The following is a 16,129-nucleotide window of genomic DNA, read 5'->3' on the forward strand; positions in this document are numbered from 1 at the left end:
ACGTATATCCCGCTTTCTGCTGCCGCCGCCGACGCGCTCACGAGGCGCGTGCCGCGCGCGAGCACGGACTCGACGTGAAGCCGACACGAGTCCGGCGTGAACTGGACGCGCGCCCGCAAGACCTGCGGGCTCGCGACACACGACACTCAATACGAACGTTACGAGCGCCGCGCAAGAAAAACCCTCACTCGAGCGCGCAACGCGTCGCCTGCCAGGCGATCAGGCGCCACTGCCCGTCTTCCTGCGTGTGAATCGCCGTGTAGGCAATCGGAAAAAGCAGCGCACCGTTATTCGCTTCCATCTCGATCAGCGCGCGGCCCGTGACGACGTAGGTTTCCCGCCCGGCCGGCAGCACGTCCTGCGACTGCACCTCGATCTGCCGATAACGGCGGCGCCCTCCGAGAATCCCGTCGATGAACTGCCGCTTCGTCTCGCGCTTGCCGTTCGTGTGGACATAGCTCACGTTGTCCGCGAGCAGCGTGTCGAGCGACTGGCCGTCGCCGTCGACCATCGCGCGAAAGCGCTCCCGCTCGAGCCCGCGAATCGCTTCGATCATCTTTGCCGCCATTGCAGAGCCCCCCGCACACCGTGGGCCGATGGCGGCACGGTCGTCAGAAGTTATATTGCAAATATAGCTGGCTGAAATTTATACCAGGATTCGGCTCTTTGATACCGCCGTTGGAAATATGCTGGAAACGATAGCCCGCGAGATATTGCTGATGCTCGCCGAACTGCACGCCGACGCCCGCCATGTCGGCGAACTGGAACGCGGTGCCGAGCGAGAAGTCGGAAGAAATAGTCGGGCTCGTCAGCAGCCGGATGCCGGCGCCCACCTCGACGAACGGGCGCACCAGACCCGAAGCCTTGATGAAGCGAATCACCGGCGTCACGCCGATTTCGCCGATATCGCCGTGAACGTTTCCTTCGTTGGTGTGCCACCACGCAACGTGCGCCTCGCCGATCAGCGCGAAATGCCAGTCGCCGATCTGCCACCAGGTCCAGTTCGGGTCCCACGCCACGCCCAGATCGAACTTTTTCACGTGATGGTCGCCGAGGCCGGCGGCGACCTGGATGCCGAACTGGTCGGCGGGAGCCGCGGCCGCCGCTCCCATCAGCAGGCTGGCCAGCAAGCCGTTTAGAGTAAGTCCACGCAAAATTGTGTTTTTGTTTTTCATCTGGCACCCGTACTTACGAGCATTAACGATGACGCGCAGCTGTCCTACTTATTCTAGATACAAACCTAGTAGTGCGGATCGTATGAATAATTGCCTGAATTCGCAATTACTCACGTCAGAATCGGAAAATATCAGTCAATTATAAGAACCAAAGACACCCTCCCGGTAACTCCTACAGCCTCCGGTGCACCGGTAAAATACGTCATCCCATGGCTATCAAATGGCGAATTTCAATAGGGTTTAGGGAACCTGGATGCCCCTACGGGCTCTAAGTATTAGCACTCAATAGATCAGAGTGCTAACATCCATCGCTGGAGTCCATCACTGAGTACGCTATTGTCTGATTCCAAAGGAGTTTCACACGTGAGCCATGCAATGACCCTTCCGAGTACTTTGAGCCCGTCGTCGGCTAAGGCCGCTCCGGCAGGTGCACTGGCGCTCTCGCATTCCTCGCTGCTGCCCGGCCAACTGGGCAATATCGATGCCTACATCCAGGCCGTTAACCGGATTCCGATGCTGACGCCGGCAGAAGAGCGCCAGTTCGCCACCGAATTTCGCGAGCACGACAACCTCGAGTCGGCGCGCCGTCTCGTACTGTCGCACCTGCGCCTCGTCGTGTCGATCGCGCGCAACTACCTGGGTTATGGGCTGCCGCACGCCGACCTGATCCAGGAAGGCAACATCGGTCTCATGAAAGCCGTCAAGCGCTTCGACCCGGAGCAGAACGTGCGCCTCGTGTCGTACGCCATGCACTGGATCAAGGCTGAGATTCACGAATACATCCTGCGCAACTGGCGGATGGTGAAGGTCGCCACCACCAAGGCGCAGCGCAAGCTGTTCTTTAACCTGCGCAGCCACAAGCAGGGCCTGGGCGCGTTCACGCCGGACGAGATCGACGGTCTCGCGAAAGAGCTGAACGTGAAGCGCGAAGAAGTCGCGGAAATGGAAACGCGTCTGTCGGGCGGCGATATCGCGCTCGAAGGCCAGGTCGAAGATGGCGAAGAGTCGTATGCGCCGATCGCCTATCTGGCCGACTCGCACAGCGAGCCGACCGCCGTGCTGGCGTCGCGTCAGCGCGACCGGCTGCAAAGCGACGGCATCGCCACCGCGCTGGAGGCGCTCGATCCGCGCAGCCGCCGCATCATCGAAGCGCGCTGGCTGAAGGTGGAGGATGACGGCTCGGGCGGCTCGACGCTGCACGAGCTGGCTGACGAATTCGGCGTGTCGGCCGAACGTATCCGCCAGATCGAAGCCAGCGCGATGAAGAAGATGCGCGGCGCTCTGACCGAATACGCGTAAAGAGCCCGCGAAGCTGCCGTCTGCGGCTCGTGGAGCAGCCGGCACATCGCAACGATCGCGCAACAATCCCACAACAATCCGTTCGTGAATCAAGCCCCGCCCTCGCAAGACGGCGGGGCTTTTTTATCCCCGCGGCGGCGCATTCGCGCCTGTCCGCACGCGGCCGAAAATATCGGCTGGCCGCCATACCTTTCTTGACGTATCGCAAGTCAGATAGCAATACTGCTCGGAAGCGGCGAATTTCGCGACTCAATGCCGCACGGCGCAAACCCAGGCGCGCAAGGTTCTACTCCTAAAATCGGCATGCATTCGCCAGTTCGTCCGACAGCCCGGGCGGCCTGGATCCAGCCGGACTCCCCGGCGTGAAGTCGTCTTCGACCGAACATGACCCTAGCCCTCAATCGCAACAGCACACTCCGGACGCGCTGGCGCAACCGGTTCACCAGGTGGGTACGCGGTCCAACACTGGCACGTGATATCGCCATCATCCTTGCCATCAAACTCGTCCTGCTGATGGCGCTCAAGTACACGTTCTTCAATCATCCACAGGCGCAGCACATGACGCTGCCGCCTGAGCAAGTCGCGCAGGCCCTGCTGTCGGTGCCTGTCCAGCATCCGTCTCGAGGTGATCAACATGCCCGTTAGCGAAGTCGTAGAACTGTCGCGCCTCCAGTTCGCCATCACGGCGCTCTATCACTTTCTGTTCGTGCCGCTCACGCTCGGCCTCACGTGGCTGCTCGTCATCATGGAGTCCGTCTACGTGATGACCGGCAAGCAGATCTACAAGGACATGACACAGTTCTGGGGCAAGCTCTTCGGCATCAACTTTGCGATGGGCGTCGCGACCGGTCTCACGCTCGAGTTCCAGTTCGGCACCAACTGGGCGTACTACTCGCATTACGTCGGCGATATTTTCGGCGTGCCGCTCGCCGTCGAAGGGCTGATGGCGTTCTTCCTCGAATCGACCTTCGTCGGCCTGTTCTTCTTCGGCTGGAACCGGCTCTCGAAAGTGCAGCATCTGATCGTCACGTTCTGCGTCGCGCTCGGCTCGAACCTGTCGGCGCTGTGGATTCTCGTCGCCAACGGCTGGATGAACAATCCGGTCGGCGCGACGTTCAACTACCAGACGATGCGCATGGAACTCGACAGCATCTTCTCGGTGATCTTCAACCCGGTCGCACAGGTGAAATTCGTGCACACGGTGTCGGCCGGCTACGTGACCGCGGCGATGTTCGTGCTCGGCGTGTCGTCGTGGTATCTGCTCAAGCGCCGCGACACCGAGTTCGCGCTGCGCTCGTTCGCGATCGCCGCCGGTTTCGGCCTCGCGTCGACGCTGTGCGTGATCGTGCTCGGCGACGAATCGGGCTACCGCACCGGCGAAGTCCAGCAAGTAAAGCTCGCCGCGATCGAATCCGAATGGGAAACCATGCCCGCTCCGGCGCCGTTCACGATCTTCGGTATTCCGAACCAGCAGGAGCAGCGCACCGACTACGCGATCCGGATACCGTACGCGCTCGGCATCATCGCCACGCGTTCGCTCGATGAGCCCGTGGTCGGTCTGCGCGATCTGATTACGGAAAACGAAGGCCGCATCAAGAACGGCATGTTGGCTTTCGCCGCGCTGCAAAAGCTCAAGAGCGGCGACACGACGGACGAAGCCCGCGCCACCTTCGAAGCGCACAAGGACGATCTCGGCTACGCCCTGCTGCTCAAGCAGTTCACGCCGAACGTGACCGACGCGACGCCGGAGCAGATCGCCGAAGCAGCGAAGAGCACGGTTCCGCCAGTGCTGCCGCTGTTCTTCTCTTTCCGCATGATGGTCGGCCTCGGCCTGCTGTTCCTCGCGACCTTCGTGCTCGCGTTCTGGTTCTGCGCGCAGCGCACGCTGCTGCTCGAGAAGCGCCGCTGGTTCCTGCGCTGGGCCGTGTGGGCGATTCCATTGCCGTGGCTGGCTGCCGAACTCGGCTGGATCGTCGCGGAAATGGGCCGCCAGCCGTGGAGCATCGCCGGCATCCTGCCGACCAATCTCGCCGCGTCGAGCCTGACGCCTCGCGATCTGTACCTGAGCATCGGCGGCTTCGTGCTGTTCTACACGGTGCTGTTCATCATCGAGATCATGCTGATGTTCAAGTACGCGCGGCTTGGCCCTTCGTCGCTGCACACGGGCCGCTATCACCATGAAATCGCGCAGGCGGTGAACCCGCCGCTGTCGCCGAATACGGCCGCGTGACGCGCCGCCACACCGCTCGAGAGGAATCGACACCATGGATTACGCAACTCTCAGACTGATCTGGTGGGTATTGATAGGCGTACTGCTGATCGGCTTCGCGCTCACCGACGGCTTCGACATGGGCGCGGCGATCCTGCTGCCGTTCATCGCCAAGACCGATGCCGAGCGCCGCATCGTCGTGAACACGGTCGGCGCGACGTGGGAAGGCAATCAGGTCTGGCTCGTCACCGCGGGCGGCGCGATGTTCGCCGCGTGGCCGCTCGCCTATGCCGCGTCATTTTCCGGCTTCTACTTCGCGATGCTGCTGGTGCTGTTCGCGCTGTTTTTCCGGCCGGTCGGCTTCGACTATCGCGGCAAGCGCGAAGATCCGCGCTGGCGCAATGCGTGGGACTGGGGGCTTTTCATTGGCGGGCTCGTGCCGGCGCTCGTGTTCGGCGTCGCGTTCGGCAACCTGCTGCAAGGCGTGCCGTTCTCGTTCGACAACGACCTGCGCGTCACCTATCACGGCAGCTTCTTCGGTCTGCTCAATCCGTTCGCGCTGCTGACGGGTCTCGTCAGCGTGTCGATGCTCACCGCGCACGGCGCCGCGTTCGTGAAGTGGAAGTCCGATGGAGTGGTCCACGAGCGCGCGTCGAAGGCGCTGCGGCTCGCGGCGCTCTGCGCGGTCGTGCTGTTCCTGATAGCGGGTGCGCTCGTCGCGACGATGATCGGCGGCTATCAGATCGTCGACGCGCCGCCGCTCGACGCGGTCTCCAATCCGCTGCTGAAAACCGTGATCGGTGCGCCGGGCCTGTGGCTCACCAATTACGCGCTCTATCCGTGGATGGTGCTCGGGCCGGTGGCCGGTCTCGTCGGCGGCATCCTCGCGGTGCTGCTCGCACGCTCGCGCTTCGAGGCGAGCGCGTTCCTGTCGACCTCGCTGATGGTCGTCGGCGTGATCCTGACCGCGGGCTTCTCGATGTTCCCGTTCATCATGCCCTCCTCGCTCGACGGCCGCAGCAGCCTGACCATGTGGGACTCGACCTCGAGCCGCATGACGCTCGAGATCATGCTGTTCGCCGTGATCGTGTTCCTGCCGCTCATCCTGCTCTATACGAGCTGGGTGTATCGCGTGATGCGCGGCAAGGTGACCGCCGCGGCAATCAAGGAAAACAACCACTCGATGTATTGAGCGGCACGACGCTTAACAGGATCAACAGGAAACAGGAGTGTGTGATGTGGTATTTCAGCTGGATGCTCGGCATTGGCGTCGCGTTGGCGTTTGGCATCGTCAATGTGATGTGGCTCGAGTCGCACCATAATTCGCGCGATAAATCGCGCGAGGCGTTGCAGCCGGTAAAGCGCACTGCGCGCTAAAGCGCTGTGGGTCGGCTGAATGCTGGTCCGTTCGCCAACGCGAAAGCGGCACCTTGAAAACAAGGTGCCGCTTTTTTTCACTGCTGATCGCCGCGAATCACGCCGGCACCGGCTCCGCACCCGCGCTGCCGCCGCTTTGCGACAGACGCGTCGCGAGCTTCTGCGCGTAACGCTGCGCAGCCTCGCCGACGACGATATGAAACGTGTCGGCGGCGACCCACGCCGTATCGAGCGAAGCGAGGCGCTGACGATCGACCGCCGACGGATCGCGCACGACGATACGCAGACGCGTCGCCGCCACCGCATCGAGCGACACCACGTTGCCCGCGCCGCCGAACACGGCGAGCCAGCGCAGCGGATCGGGATCGAGCGGACCGCCTTGCGCGTGCTGAGCGGCCTGAGCGTTCTGCGCGGCGACGGCCGGCGCAGCAGCAGCAGCAGCAGCCGGCGCAACCTCAGCCGCGCTCGCCACGCCGCCCCCCTGCGCGATCACCGTACGGATTTCATCGGCGATGATGTCCGCTTCCGGCCCAATGATGACCTGCACGTTGGTCGCGCCGCGCTTGAGCACGCCGCGCGCGCCGATCGTCTTCAGCTCGCTCTCGGAGACCTTGTCCGCATTGACCACCGACAGACGCAGACGCGTCGTGCACGCATCCACGACCGACAGATTCGCCGCGCCGCCGAGCGCCGCGATATAACGCTGCGCGCGCGGCACGGCTGCACCGGCCGCCGGCGCAACGAAGCCGCCGGCCGTGAACGAATCGACCTGCTCGTCAGCGGCAGCAGGTTCGCGGCCCGGCGTCGCCATGTTGAACTTGCGGATGAAGAAGCGGAACAGCCCGTAATACAGCACCGAGTACACGATGCCGATCGGAATCGCCCACCAGCCCTTGGTCGACAGGCCGAAGTTCAGCACGTAGTCGATGAAGCCCGCCGAGAACGTGAAGCCGAGGTGAATGCCGAGCGCCGAGCAGATCGCGAGCGACAGCCCCGTCAGCAGCGCGTGGATCGCGTAGAGTACGGGCGCGAGGAACATGAAGCTGAATTCGATCGGCTCGGTCACGCCGGTCAGGAACGACGTGAGCGCCATCGAGGCCAGCAGGCCGAACACCATCGCGCGACGTTCCTTCGGCGCCTCGTGATACATCGCGAGACACGCGGCCGGCAGGCCGAACATCATCACCGGGAAGAAGCCCGTCATGAAGGTGCCCGCGGTCGGATCGCCCGCGAAGAAGCGGTGCAGGTCGCCCGTGACCGGCGTGCCGCCTGCCGGCGTGAACGTGCCGAACACGAACCATGTGAGCGAATTGAGGATGTGATGCAGGCCCGTGACGAGGAGCAGCCGGTTCAGCACGCCGAACACGAATGCACCGAGCGCGCCCGCCGTGGTCAGCCAGTGGCCGGCCGTATCGATCGCATTCTGCACCGGCTGCCACACATAGCCGAACACGATGCCCAATATCAGACAGACCACCCCCGTGACGATCGGCACGAAGCGTTTGCCGCCGAAGAACGCAAGGTAATCGGGCAGCTTGATGTCCTTGTAGCGGTTGTACAGCAAGCCCGCGACGATACCCGCCACGATCCCCGACAGCACGCCCATGTTGAGCTTGTCGTTGATGTCCTTCATCACCGCGATCTGGACCAGATAGCCGATCGCACCCGCGAGCCCCGCCACGCCGTTGTTGTCTTTCGCGAAACCGACCGCCACGCCGATCGCGAACAGCAGCGGCAGGTTGTCGAAGATCGCGCCGCCGGCGTCGGCGATCATCTTGATGTTGAACACATCGGGCTGGCCGAGCCGCAGCAGCAAGCCGGCGACCGGCAGCACCGCGATCGGCAGCATCAGCGCGCGTCCCAGGCGCTGAATCTTCAGAAACGGATTTCCATCCATTGATATCTCCTGTCCTGTCTCGTAGTTGGACGTTGTGGTTGGGTTCTGTAGCGATATGCGGGGATCGGGCTCGGAAAAGCCCGTCCCCCGGAGAGGTTCAGTCGAGCGGCCAGGTTTCGCGGCTCGCCGCCCGGACCGCCTGCGCCGATTCGAGCGCGAGCGCATCCTGGGCCCGCTGACGGCACAGCTGGTAGTCGAGCGTGCGCACGCGCGCCTTGATGCCCGGCACCGACACCGGGTCCACCGACAGCTCGGTCACGCCGAGGCCGACGAGCAGCGGCATCGCAAGCGGATCGCCCGCGAGCGCGCCGCATACGCCGACCCATTTGCCGTGTTTTTGCGCGCCCTGCACGGTGGCCGCGACCAGGCGCAGCACGGCCGGATGCAGACCGTCGGCCTGCGCGGCGAGATCGGGCTGGCAGCGATCCATCGCGAGCGTGTATTGCGTCAGATCGTTGGTGCCGATCGAGAGGAAATCCGCGTGTTGCGCGAGTTGATCGGCGAGCAATGCCGCCGACGGCACTTCGATCATCACGCCCACTTCGACCGGCTCCGTGCGGCTCGCTTCGCGGGCGAGTTCATCGATCCGCTTACGGATACGGATGAGTTCGCCCGCATCGGTGACCATCGGCAGCAGGATGCGCACGGCACCGACCGGCCGCACCGCGAGCAGGCCGCGCAGCTGATCGTCGAGCAGATCGGGGCGCACCTGGGCGAGACGCACGCCGCGCAGGCCGAGCGCGGGGTTCGGCTCGGGCGGCAGCGTCAGGTAGTCGACTTCCTTGTCCGCGCCGACATCGAGCGTGCGAATGATCGCGGTGCGGCCGCCCAGTGCGTCGACGATCGCCTGGTAGCTCTGGCGATGCTCGTCCGGGTTCGGCGCGGCAGGGCGGTGAATAAACAGCAGCTCGGTGCGCAACAGGCCGACCGCGTCGGCGCCGTTGTCGGCCGCGGCCTTCGCGTCATCGAGCGTCGCGATGTTGGCGGCCACTTCGATCGCGCGTCCATCGGACGTGACCGCCGCCTGCTGCGACGTGCGGCGATTCGCTTCGCGCACGTCGGCGAGGCGGCTGCGCTCGCGGCGCGCGCGCTCGACGTCGAGCTCGGTCGGCGCGAATTCGAGCCGGCCCGTGCTCGCGTTCACGACCACCTCGGTGCCCTCCGGAATCGCATGCAGCGTGTCGCCGATCGCGACGAGCGCGGGAATGCCGGCCTGGCGCGCGAGAATCGCCGCGTGCGAGGTCGCGCCGCCGCGCGCCATCACGAGCGCGGTGACTCGCGTGCGATCGAGCGACGACAGATCCGACGGCGTGAATTCGTCCGCCGCGAGCACCGCTTCGTCCGGCAGCGTGCGCGCTGCCGCGCTCGTGTAGCCGAGCGTGCGCAGCACGCGCTTTTCGATGTCGCGCAGATCGGCGGCACGCTCCGCGAGCAGCGCGTCTTCGACCTTGCTCAGGATTGCGATCTGTGCGCGGATCGCGTCGCGCCACGCAAATCCCGCGCTCTTGCCGAGGCTGATCAGATCACGCGCCGCGTCGAGCAGCGTCGGATCTTCGAGCAGCACGCGATGCACCGCGAAAATCCCCGCTTCGCCGACCGCGCCGCGTTGCGACGCATCGCGCACGGTCGTGTCGAGATCGGCGTCGACGCTCGCGATCGCCTTGTCGAGCAGACGGCTTTCCGCCGCCGAGGTGCCGCTCGCCTGTTCCGGCGGATCGAGGTCCGCGTCGTCCCAGCGCACGAGCTTGCCGACCGCGACGCCCGGCGACGCACACACGCCCGCGAGCGTATTCGGCGCAAGCGGCTCGCTTCCCGCAAACGCGGCCGCGGCCGCCGGTGCGGCCGGTGCCGTCGCGGCCTGGCGCGCCGGCTTCTGTTCGACTTCGCCGTGCGCTTCGCGCGTCAGCTCGTGAGCGACGGCATCGACCGCCGCTTGTGCTTGCGGGCCGACGCCGAGCAGTTCGACCGTCGCGCCTTCGCCAGCCCCGAGGCCGAGCAGACCGACCACGCTTTCGATCGCCGCCTTGCGGCCTTCGTAGCGCACCTCGACGCGCGCGTCAAAACCACGCGCCGCTTCGCGCGCCCGCGCGGCAGGCCGCGCATGCAGGCCGCCCGCGTGAGTCAGCGTGATCTGGCGGCGCGCTTCGTCCGCGATTTGCGCGGCGCTCGCCTCGCGCACGGCATCGGTGTTCACGCCGTCGCGTGCGCGCAGCACGAGCAGCGGCGTTTCGCCTGCCTTCACCTGGCCGGCCGGCGCGCGCTCGATCACCTCGAACGCATCCGAATTGGCAATCGCGATCACCGAGATGAGGCTCGGCGCATTGAGCGCGATCTGATCCTGATCGAACTCGATCAGCACGTCGCCGGCGCGCACCTGCGCGCCCTGCTCGACCATCGGCGCGAAACCCTTGCCGTTCAGCCCGACCGTGTCGATGCCGATATGCAGCAGAATCTCGGCGCCTTCCGCGCTCGCGAGCGTGACCGCATGGCCGGTGCGCGCGAGATGGGTGACGACGCCGTCGCACGGTGCGACGAGGCGCCCCTCGAGCGGATCGATGCCGATGCCGTCGCCGAACATGCCGCCCGAAAACACCGGGTCCGGCACGTTCGCGAGCGGCACGACCGGACCGGTCAGCGGTGCGAGCAAAACAATGTGATCTATGGAATGGCTCATCAGGCTAGACTTCTCGACACGTCGCATCTGCGTTCTCGTCAGTGAGTTTCGGTGACTTTGTTGAGATGGCGCGGCGCATCGGGATTGCGCCCGCGCGCGGCGGCGAGATCCGCGGCCATCACGTAAAAGGACAGGATGGCGGCGATCGGATCGAGCGCCGCGTGAGCGGTGGAAGCAAGCGGCAGCGAAGCGTCCGCCACGTCGTCCGGCGCGGCGAGCAGCACGCGCGCGCCGCGCGCGCGCATGTCGTGCGCGAGTTGCAGGAGGCCCGCCTGCTCCGGTCCGCGCGGCGCGAATACGAGCAGCGGATAGTCGCGGTCGATCAGCTCCATCGGACCATGACGCACTTCCGCGCTCGAAAACGCTTCAGCCTGAATGCCGGAAGTTTCCTTCAGCTTCAACGCGGCTTCCTGGGCGATCGCGAGGCCAAGGCCGCGGCCGATCACGATCATCCGCTCGATACCGCGCAGTTCGTTCACGGCCATCGACCAGTCGAGCCGGCCCGCGCGTTCCAGCGCATCGGGAAGCGTGGAGAGGGCGCCGAGCAGTTCGGCGTCGTTCTGCCAATGCGCGACCAGTTGCGCGGAAATCGACAGCATCGCGATATAGCTCTTGGTCGCGGCAACGCTCAACTCAGGGCCGGCGACGAGCGGCAGATGCCATTCGCACGCGTCGGCGAGCGGCGAGCTCGGCGCATTGACCGCGGCGACCGTCAACGCACCGGCCGCGCGCAAGGCGTTCATCGTGCCGACCAGATCGGGGCTCTTGCCCGATTGCGAAAACGCGAGCGCGAGCTGGCCGCGCACCTGCAGCGGCGCCTGCTGCAACGTCGCGACCGACATCGGCAGCGACGCGACCGGCACGCCGAGGCGGCTCATCGTCAGTGATGCGAAGTAACTTGCTGCGTGGTCGGAACTGCCGCGCGCGACCGTCAATGCGACGTGACGCGGCTGTTGCGCGAGCTTCGCGGCGAGCGCCGCGACGCGCGAGGTGTCCTTGAGCTGCTCGGCGACCGTTCCCGCGGACGCGAGCGCTTCTTTAAGCATATTCGACAATGGCTTCTCCTTCGACATAAGTCGCACTCAGCGCCAGCTCGCGATCGAACACGACCATGTCGGCCCACGCGCCGCGCGCGATACGGCCGCGGTCCTCGATGCCGAGATAGTCGGCGGCGTAGCGCGACAAACGGTGTGATACATCGGCGATCGGCAAGCCGATCGAGACAAGATTGCGCAGCGCCTGATCCATCGTTAGCGTGCTGCCCGCGAGCGTGCCGTCGGCAAGACGCACGCCGCCGAGGCACTTGGTCACATGCTGGCTGCCGAGGCGGTATTCGCCGTCGGGCATGCCGGTGGCCGAGGTGCTGTCCGTGACCACGTACAGGCGCGGAATCGCGCGCAGCGCGGCGCGAATCGCGCCCGGATGGACGTGCAGCAGGTCGGGAATGATTTCGGCGTATTCGGCATGCGCGAGCGCCGCGCCGACGAGCCCCGGGTTGCGGTGATGCAGCGGCGACATCGCGTTGAACAGATGGGTGAAGCCGCACGCGCCGTGCTTGAGCGCAGCGACCGCGTCGTCGTAGGTGCCGAGCGAATGGCCGAGCTGCACGCGCACGCCGCGCGCCGCCATCTCCGAGATGATCTCCATATGGCCAGCGATCTCGGGCGCAAGCGTGACGACACGGATCGGCGCGATCGACAGATACTTGAGCACCTCGTCCATCACCGCCGAGACCGCCGCGTCCGGCTGCGCGCCGAGCTTGCCGGGGTTGATGTACGGCCCTTCCAGATGCACGCCGAGCACTCGCGCGCAACCCGGCGTGCGCACCCGCGCGACGTTGCCGAGCCCGGCGACCACGCTCATCAGCTCGTCGCGCGGCGCGGTCATCGTCGTGGCGAGCAGGCTCGTCGTGCCGTAGCCCGCATGCGTGCGCGTGATCGTTTCGATCGCGTCGCCGGCTTCCATCACGTCGGCGCCGCCGCCGCCGTGCACGTGCAGATCGATGAAGCCGGGCAGGATGTACGGCGCGTCGTTCGTCGACGGATCGACGCGCTCGCCGGTCAGTGCCGTGATACGGCCGTTTTCGTATTCGAGCGTGCCGTGGATCCACCCATCGGTGGTGAGTATGTTTCCGGTCAGCATGAGTCTCTCTGGTGCGTGATACGTGTACGTGTGCGGCAAATTCGCGCCCGTCAGGCTCGCGGCCTGCTCTGGCCGCGCCGTTCAGGTGCCTGACTCAGGTGCGCATTCAGGTGCGCAATTCAGCGACGAAGTCGTAGTAGTCGTCGCGGCAATAGGTGTCGGTCAGCTCGATCGCGCGCTGGTCGGCGCTATAGCCGATACGGGTAATGACCAGCAGCGCCGTGCGCGGTTCGATGTCCATCAATGCGGAGATCTCGCTCGACGCGTTGACCGCGCGGAAGTGCTGCAACGCGCGCACGACCGACGCGCCGCGCTGCTCGAGATAGCTGTAGAGCGAATCGCCGATTGCGAGCGGATCGGGCACGATCGCGACCGGCAACGCCGAATGCTCGACCGCCATCACGATGCCGTCCGCGCGCCGCAGCCGCCGCAGGCTCGCGACCGCCGCACCGGGCGACAGGCCGAGGTGCAGCAGCTCGTCGCGGTTGGCGGCGCGCACATCGCGCTCGAGCCACACCGAATCGGGCCGGAAGCCACGCTGCTGCATCTTCTTCGTGAAGCCGGTGAGGCGCGAAAGCGGATCTTCGACGCGCGGCGTGATGAAGCTGCCCGCGCCGCGCGAGCGCCGGATCAAGCCCTGCTCGACCAGCAACTCGATCGCCTTGCGCGCAGTGATGCGCGACACGCCGATCGCGTCGGACAGCGAGCGCTCCGACGGCAGCGCCTCGCCGGCCGACCAGACGCCGCAATGGATCGCCGTCGCCAGGTTGCGCGCGAGCTGCAGGTAGAGCGGCGTGACGTTGCGCACGTCAGGCATCAATGCGGACCAGCGAGTTTCCATGGGGCTCCAGGGGACGCCGCGAGCAGCACGGCCCGGAAAATTTAGAGCCCATTATATAACCAACATAATACCAGTCAATCGAGTGGTTCCATGCTGGTATAGACAGGCGAAAACCCTTGCCAGATAAGGATCAGAGGCAGTTTGGCGGGGTCTGCCGGGGGGAATTCAAGGACCAGGACTTACCCGCATTGGGGCTACCGGAACGATACCAGCAGACGCTTAAACGGCTTTCGCCGGGCTCGAAAAGACCGTCTGATCGATACCTCTTTAATACCAGTTTCGATCCACCGTCGGCACAGCGGCTTTGCTCACCGGAGGCGTTCCAATATAGTGCTGCGTACCAATCCCAAAAAAGTCTCCGGGGAGCCGCACTTGACAGATTCCGAGGCGCTGCGGCGCGCTCAGGCCGTCCGCCATTTCAACCGCTTCTATACCCAATGCATTGGCGCTTTGCATGAGCATCTGGCGAAAAGCGAGTTCTCGCTGACCGAGGTGCGCGTGCTGCACGAGCTTTCCCGCGGGCGGGCGCAGACCGCGTCCGTGCTGGGCCGTGCGCTGGGTCTCGACAGCGGCTACCTGAGTCGCCTGCTGACCAGCTTCGAGCGCCGCGACCTGATCGCGCGCCGCCCATCGGACACGGACGCGCGCCAGTCGCTGATCGCGCTCACCGAGCACGGCCACGCGACCTACGCGCCGTTTGACGCCGCTGCCGTGCAGGAGGCGCTGGCCTTGCTCGGCCAGCTCTCCGCCCTCTCGCAAGAGCAATTGATTGCCGCGATGAAGCTGATCGAGCGGCTGCTCGGCGACAAGCCGAAACACGAACTCGTGCTGCTGCGCGAGCCGCGCGCGGGAGAATGCGGCTGGCTCGTGCATCGGCAGGCGCAGTGGTTCGCCGCGCAATACGGTTGGGATCAGACGTTCGAGGGACTGCTCGCGCGAGTCGTCGCCGATTACGCGCAGCGCAACGATCCGCTGCGCGAGAAATGCTGGGTCGCCGAACAGGAAGGCGTGGTGGTCGGATCGGTGTGCATCGTCGGCGTATCGACGACGGTGGCGGGCGTGCGTTTGCTGTGGGTCGAGCCGGACGTGCGGCACCTCGGCATCGGCACGCAGTTGCTCGGCGAATGCGTGCGCTTTGCGCGGCGCGCGGGTTACACGAAACTCACGCTGACCACCGCGAGCACGTTCGCGGAACCGCGACGGCTATGTGAGCGCGTGGGGTTCAGGATGGCCGGCAGCGCGGCGGCGAGCCGCTTCGGCCACGATCTGACGATCGAAAGATGGGAGCTGGCGTTGTAGGCGCTGCGGCAAAAGAAAAGGCGCGGCGCGAACAGATGTCGCGCCGCGCCTCGTCAGGCAACCGATGCGTCGCTTAGAACGACGGAACCATCGAACCCTTGAACTGCGTCTTGATGAACTGACGCACTTCTTCCGACTGATACGCCGCGACCAGCTTCTTGACCCACGGCTGATCCTTGTCCTTGGCACGCACCGCGATCAGGTTCGCGTACGGGCTGTGAATGTCTTCCAGCGCGATCGCGTCCCTGGTCGGCTGCATGCCGGCGGCCAGCGCGAAGTTCGTATTGATGACGGCGACATCGACGTCCGAGAGCGAACGCGGCAGTAGCGCGGCGTCGAGTTGAACGAACCGGATCTTCTTCGGATTCTCGACGACGTCGAGAGGCGTGGCGTTGTTGCCGCCCGTGGCCGCGCCGTCCTTCAGCTTGATGAGGCCTTGCGCCTGCAGCAACAGCAGCGCGCGGTTCTCGTTCGACGGATCGTTCGGCACCCCGACCTTCGCGCCCTGCGGCAGGTCCTTCAGCGACTTCAGCTTCTTCGAGTAGACGCCGAGCGGCGAGATGTACGTGAGGCCCACGTTGACGAGCTTGTAGCCGCGCTGCTTGATCTGGCTATCGAGGTACGGCTGGTGCTGGAAGCTGTTCGCGTCGAGGTCGCCTGCGTCGAGCGCGGCGTTCGGCTGGATGTAGTCGTTGAATTCGATGACCTTCACATTCAGGCCTTCACGCTTCGCGACCTTGGTGACGACTTCCCAGATCTGCGCGTCAGGGCCGCCGATCGTGCCGACCTTGATGACCTTGTCGTCGGCGTGGGCGCCGATGCTGGTCAGGAGCGCCGCGCCGGCGACGACTGCGGTGAGGGCTTTGAGGATGTTTCTGCGCTGCATGTGATTCTCGCTGTTGCTGTTCGATTCTCTGATCGGTGTCAGATCCGGATGAAAAACGGGCGATGCGCCTACTCGCGCGGGCGCGCCGCCGACGAAACCTCGAATGGTCTCATATGCCCGGCAAGTTGGAAAATACCCTGATCGCATATGGTTATGCGGTGTGCACCGGCCAGGCAACCAATGCGAGAGGGCGGAGTGCGTGAAACGTATGCGGCGAACCGGTGGCTGCCCGATAATTCAAGGCCGTGGCCGCGAGCGCGCTAACCAGTGCGAATGCGTGCGAATACCTGCAAATACGTAAGTCGAGCAGAAGCGGCCCATTCCATTGCC

Annotated in this window: 14 protein-coding genes; 6 read left to right on the forward strand and 8 right to left on the reverse strand. The window is 65.0% G+C overall.

What is annotated here, in order from left to right; genetic code table 11:
- Positions 1-184 precede the first annotated feature (184 nt).
- Positions 185-568 carry a nuclear transport factor 2 family protein gene (locus B9Z01_RS09445; protein ID WP_085482250.1) on the reverse strand — a complete coding sequence of 128 codons (384 nt, stop codon included), beginning with the start codon at positions 566-568 and terminating at the stop codon, positions 185-187.
- Positions 569-611: 43 nt separating this feature from the next.
- The gene (locus tag B9Z01_RS09450; RefSeq protein ID WP_085482252.1) at positions 612-1,175 is read right to left on the reverse strand and encodes an acyloxyacyl hydrolase; all 564 of its coding nucleotides are present in this window, start codon (positions 1,173-1,175) and stop codon (positions 612-614) included.
- A 363-nt stretch (positions 1,176-1,538) separates the two neighbouring features.
- On the opposite strand from B9Z01_RS09450, the gene rpoH reads away from it, so the two are divergent.
- The 5 genes from rpoH (at position 1,539) to cydX (ending at position 6,060) form a co-directional block, all read left to right on the forward strand.
- Positions 1,539-2,474, forward strand: coding sequence for an RNA polymerase sigma factor RpoH (gene rpoH, locus B9Z01_RS09455; RefSeq protein WP_085482253.1), 936 nt, complete (start codon positions 1,539-1,541; stop codon positions 2,472-2,474).
- A 384-nt stretch (positions 2,475-2,858) separates the two neighbouring features.
- On the forward strand, positions 2,859-3,119 hold the full coding sequence (cydP, locus tag B9Z01_RS09460; RefSeq protein ID WP_085482255.1) for a cytochrome oxidase putative small subunit CydP: 261 nt from the start codon (positions 2,859-2,861) through the stop codon (positions 3,117-3,119).
- On the forward strand, positions 3,109-4,704 hold the full coding sequence (locus tag B9Z01_RS09465) for a cytochrome ubiquinol oxidase subunit I (RefSeq protein WP_085482257.1): 1,596 nt from the start codon (positions 3,109-3,111) through the stop codon (positions 4,702-4,704). Before cydP ends, B9Z01_RS09465 begins: the two co-directional genes overlap by 11 nt.
- A gap of 34 nt (positions 4,705-4,738) precedes the next feature.
- Positions 4,739-5,875 (forward strand): cytochrome d ubiquinol oxidase subunit II, encoded by a 1,137-nt coding sequence (gene cydB, locus B9Z01_RS09470; RefSeq protein WP_085482259.1) that lies wholly within the window; start codon positions 4,739-4,741, stop codon positions 5,873-5,875.
- A gap of 44 nt (positions 5,876-5,919) precedes the next feature.
- Complete coding sequence (gene cydX, locus B9Z01_RS09475; RefSeq protein ID WP_085482261.1) at positions 5,920-6,060, forward strand: cytochrome bd-I oxidase subunit CydX; 141 nt, start codon at positions 5,920-5,922, stop codon at positions 6,058-6,060.
- 97 nt (positions 6,061-6,157) lie between these two features.
- Here cydX and nagE read toward each other — a convergent pair whose 3' ends face one another.
- From nagE to B9Z01_RS09500, 5 genes are all read right to left on the reverse strand, one after another.
- Positions 6,158-7,957, reverse strand: a complete 1,800-nt coding sequence (nagE, locus tag B9Z01_RS09480) for an N-acetylglucosamine-specific PTS transporter subunit IIBC (RefSeq protein WP_085482263.1) — start codon at positions 7,955-7,957, stop codon at positions 6,158-6,160.
- Between the two features lie 97 nt (positions 7,958-8,054).
- On the reverse strand, positions 8,055-10,631 hold the full coding sequence (gene ptsP / locus B9Z01_RS09485; protein ID WP_085482265.1) for a phosphoenolpyruvate--protein phosphotransferase: 2,577 nt from the start codon (positions 10,629-10,631) through the stop codon (positions 8,055-8,057).
- A gap of 38 nt (positions 10,632-10,669) precedes the next feature.
- Positions 10,670-11,677 (reverse strand): SIS domain-containing protein, encoded by a 1,008-nt coding sequence (locus B9Z01_RS09490; protein ID WP_085482267.1) that lies wholly within the window; start codon positions 11,675-11,677, stop codon positions 10,670-10,672.
- Entirely contained in the window at positions 11,670-12,773 is a 1,104-nt protein-coding gene (nagA, locus tag B9Z01_RS09495) for an N-acetylglucosamine-6-phosphate deacetylase (RefSeq protein WP_085482269.1), read from the reverse strand. The genes B9Z01_RS09490 and nagA overlap by 8 nt, the downstream gene beginning before the upstream one ends.
- Before the next feature lie 106 nt (positions 12,774-12,879).
- A complete protein-coding gene (locus tag B9Z01_RS09500) occupies positions 12,880-13,614 on the reverse strand; it encodes a GntR family transcriptional regulator (RefSeq protein WP_085482271.1) in 735 nt (244 codons plus the stop codon).
- 372 nt (positions 13,615-13,986) lie between these two features.
- On the opposite strand from B9Z01_RS09500, the gene B9Z01_RS09505 reads away from it, so the two are divergent.
- Positions 13,987-14,913, forward strand: a complete 927-nt coding sequence (locus B9Z01_RS09505) for a bifunctional helix-turn-helix transcriptional regulator/GNAT family N-acetyltransferase (protein ID WP_085482273.1) — start codon at positions 13,987-13,989, stop codon at positions 14,911-14,913.
- Between the two features lie 73 nt (positions 14,914-14,986).
- Here B9Z01_RS09505 and B9Z01_RS09510 read toward each other — a convergent pair whose 3' ends face one another.
- Positions 14,987-15,799 (reverse strand): MetQ/NlpA family ABC transporter substrate-binding protein, encoded by an 813-nt coding sequence (locus B9Z01_RS09510; protein WP_085482275.1) that lies wholly within the window; start codon positions 15,797-15,799, stop codon positions 14,987-14,989.
- Between the last annotated feature and the right edge of the window lie 330 nt (positions 15,800-16,129).

Origin of the sequence: Paraburkholderia susongensis (assembly GCF_900177725.1) — a bacterium.
Taxonomy (GTDB): domain Bacteria; phylum Pseudomonadota; class Gammaproteobacteria; order Burkholderiales; family Burkholderiaceae; genus Paraburkholderia; species Paraburkholderia susongensis.

What these genes read in the sequence shown, in the direction of transcription:
- B9Z01_RS09445 (WP_085482250.1), bottom strand. Translation starts at nt 568, where the DNA reads ATGGCGGCAAAGATGATCGAAGCGATTCGCGGGCTCGAGCGGGAGCGC.
- B9Z01_RS09450 (WP_085482252.1), bottom strand. Translation starts at nt 1,175, where the DNA reads ATGAAAAACAAAAACACAATTTTGCGTGGACTTACTCTAAACGGCTTG.
- cydP (WP_085482255.1), top strand. Translation starts at nt 2,859, where the DNA reads ATGACCCTAGCCCTCAATCGCAACAGCACACTCCGGACGCGCTGGCGC.
- B9Z01_RS09465 (WP_085482257.1), top strand. Translation starts at nt 3,109, where the DNA reads ATGCCCGTTAGCGAAGTCGTAGAACTGTCGCGCCTCCAGTTCGCCATC.
- cydB (WP_085482259.1), top strand. Translation starts at nt 4,739, where the DNA reads ATGGATTACGCAACTCTCAGACTGATCTGGTGGGTATTGATAGGCGTA.
- cydX (WP_085482261.1), top strand. Translation starts at nt 5,920, where the DNA reads ATGTGGTATTTCAGCTGGATGCTCGGCATTGGCGTCGCGTTGGCGTTT.
- nagE (WP_085482263.1), bottom strand. Translation starts at nt 7,957, where the DNA reads ATGGATGGAAATCCGTTTCTGAAGATTCAGCGCCTGGGACGCGCGCTG.
- ptsP (WP_085482265.1), bottom strand. Translation starts at nt 10,631, where the DNA reads ATGAGCCATTCCATAGATCACATTGTTTTGCTCGCACCGCTGACCGGT.
- B9Z01_RS09490 (WP_085482267.1), bottom strand. Translation starts at nt 11,677, where the DNA reads ATGCTTAAAGAAGCGCTCGCGTCCGCGGGAACGGTCGCCGAGCAGCTC.
- nagA (WP_085482269.1), bottom strand. Translation starts at nt 12,773, where the DNA reads ATGCTGACCGGAAACATACTCACCACCGATGGGTGGATCCACGGCACG.
- B9Z01_RS09500 (WP_085482271.1), bottom strand. Translation starts at nt 13,614, where the DNA reads ATGGAAACTCGCTGGTCCGCATTGATGCCTGACGTGCGCAACGTCACG.
- B9Z01_RS09510 (WP_085482275.1), bottom strand. Translation starts at nt 15,799, where the DNA reads ATGCAGCGCAGAAACATCCTCAAAGCCCTCACCGCAGTCGTCGCCGGC.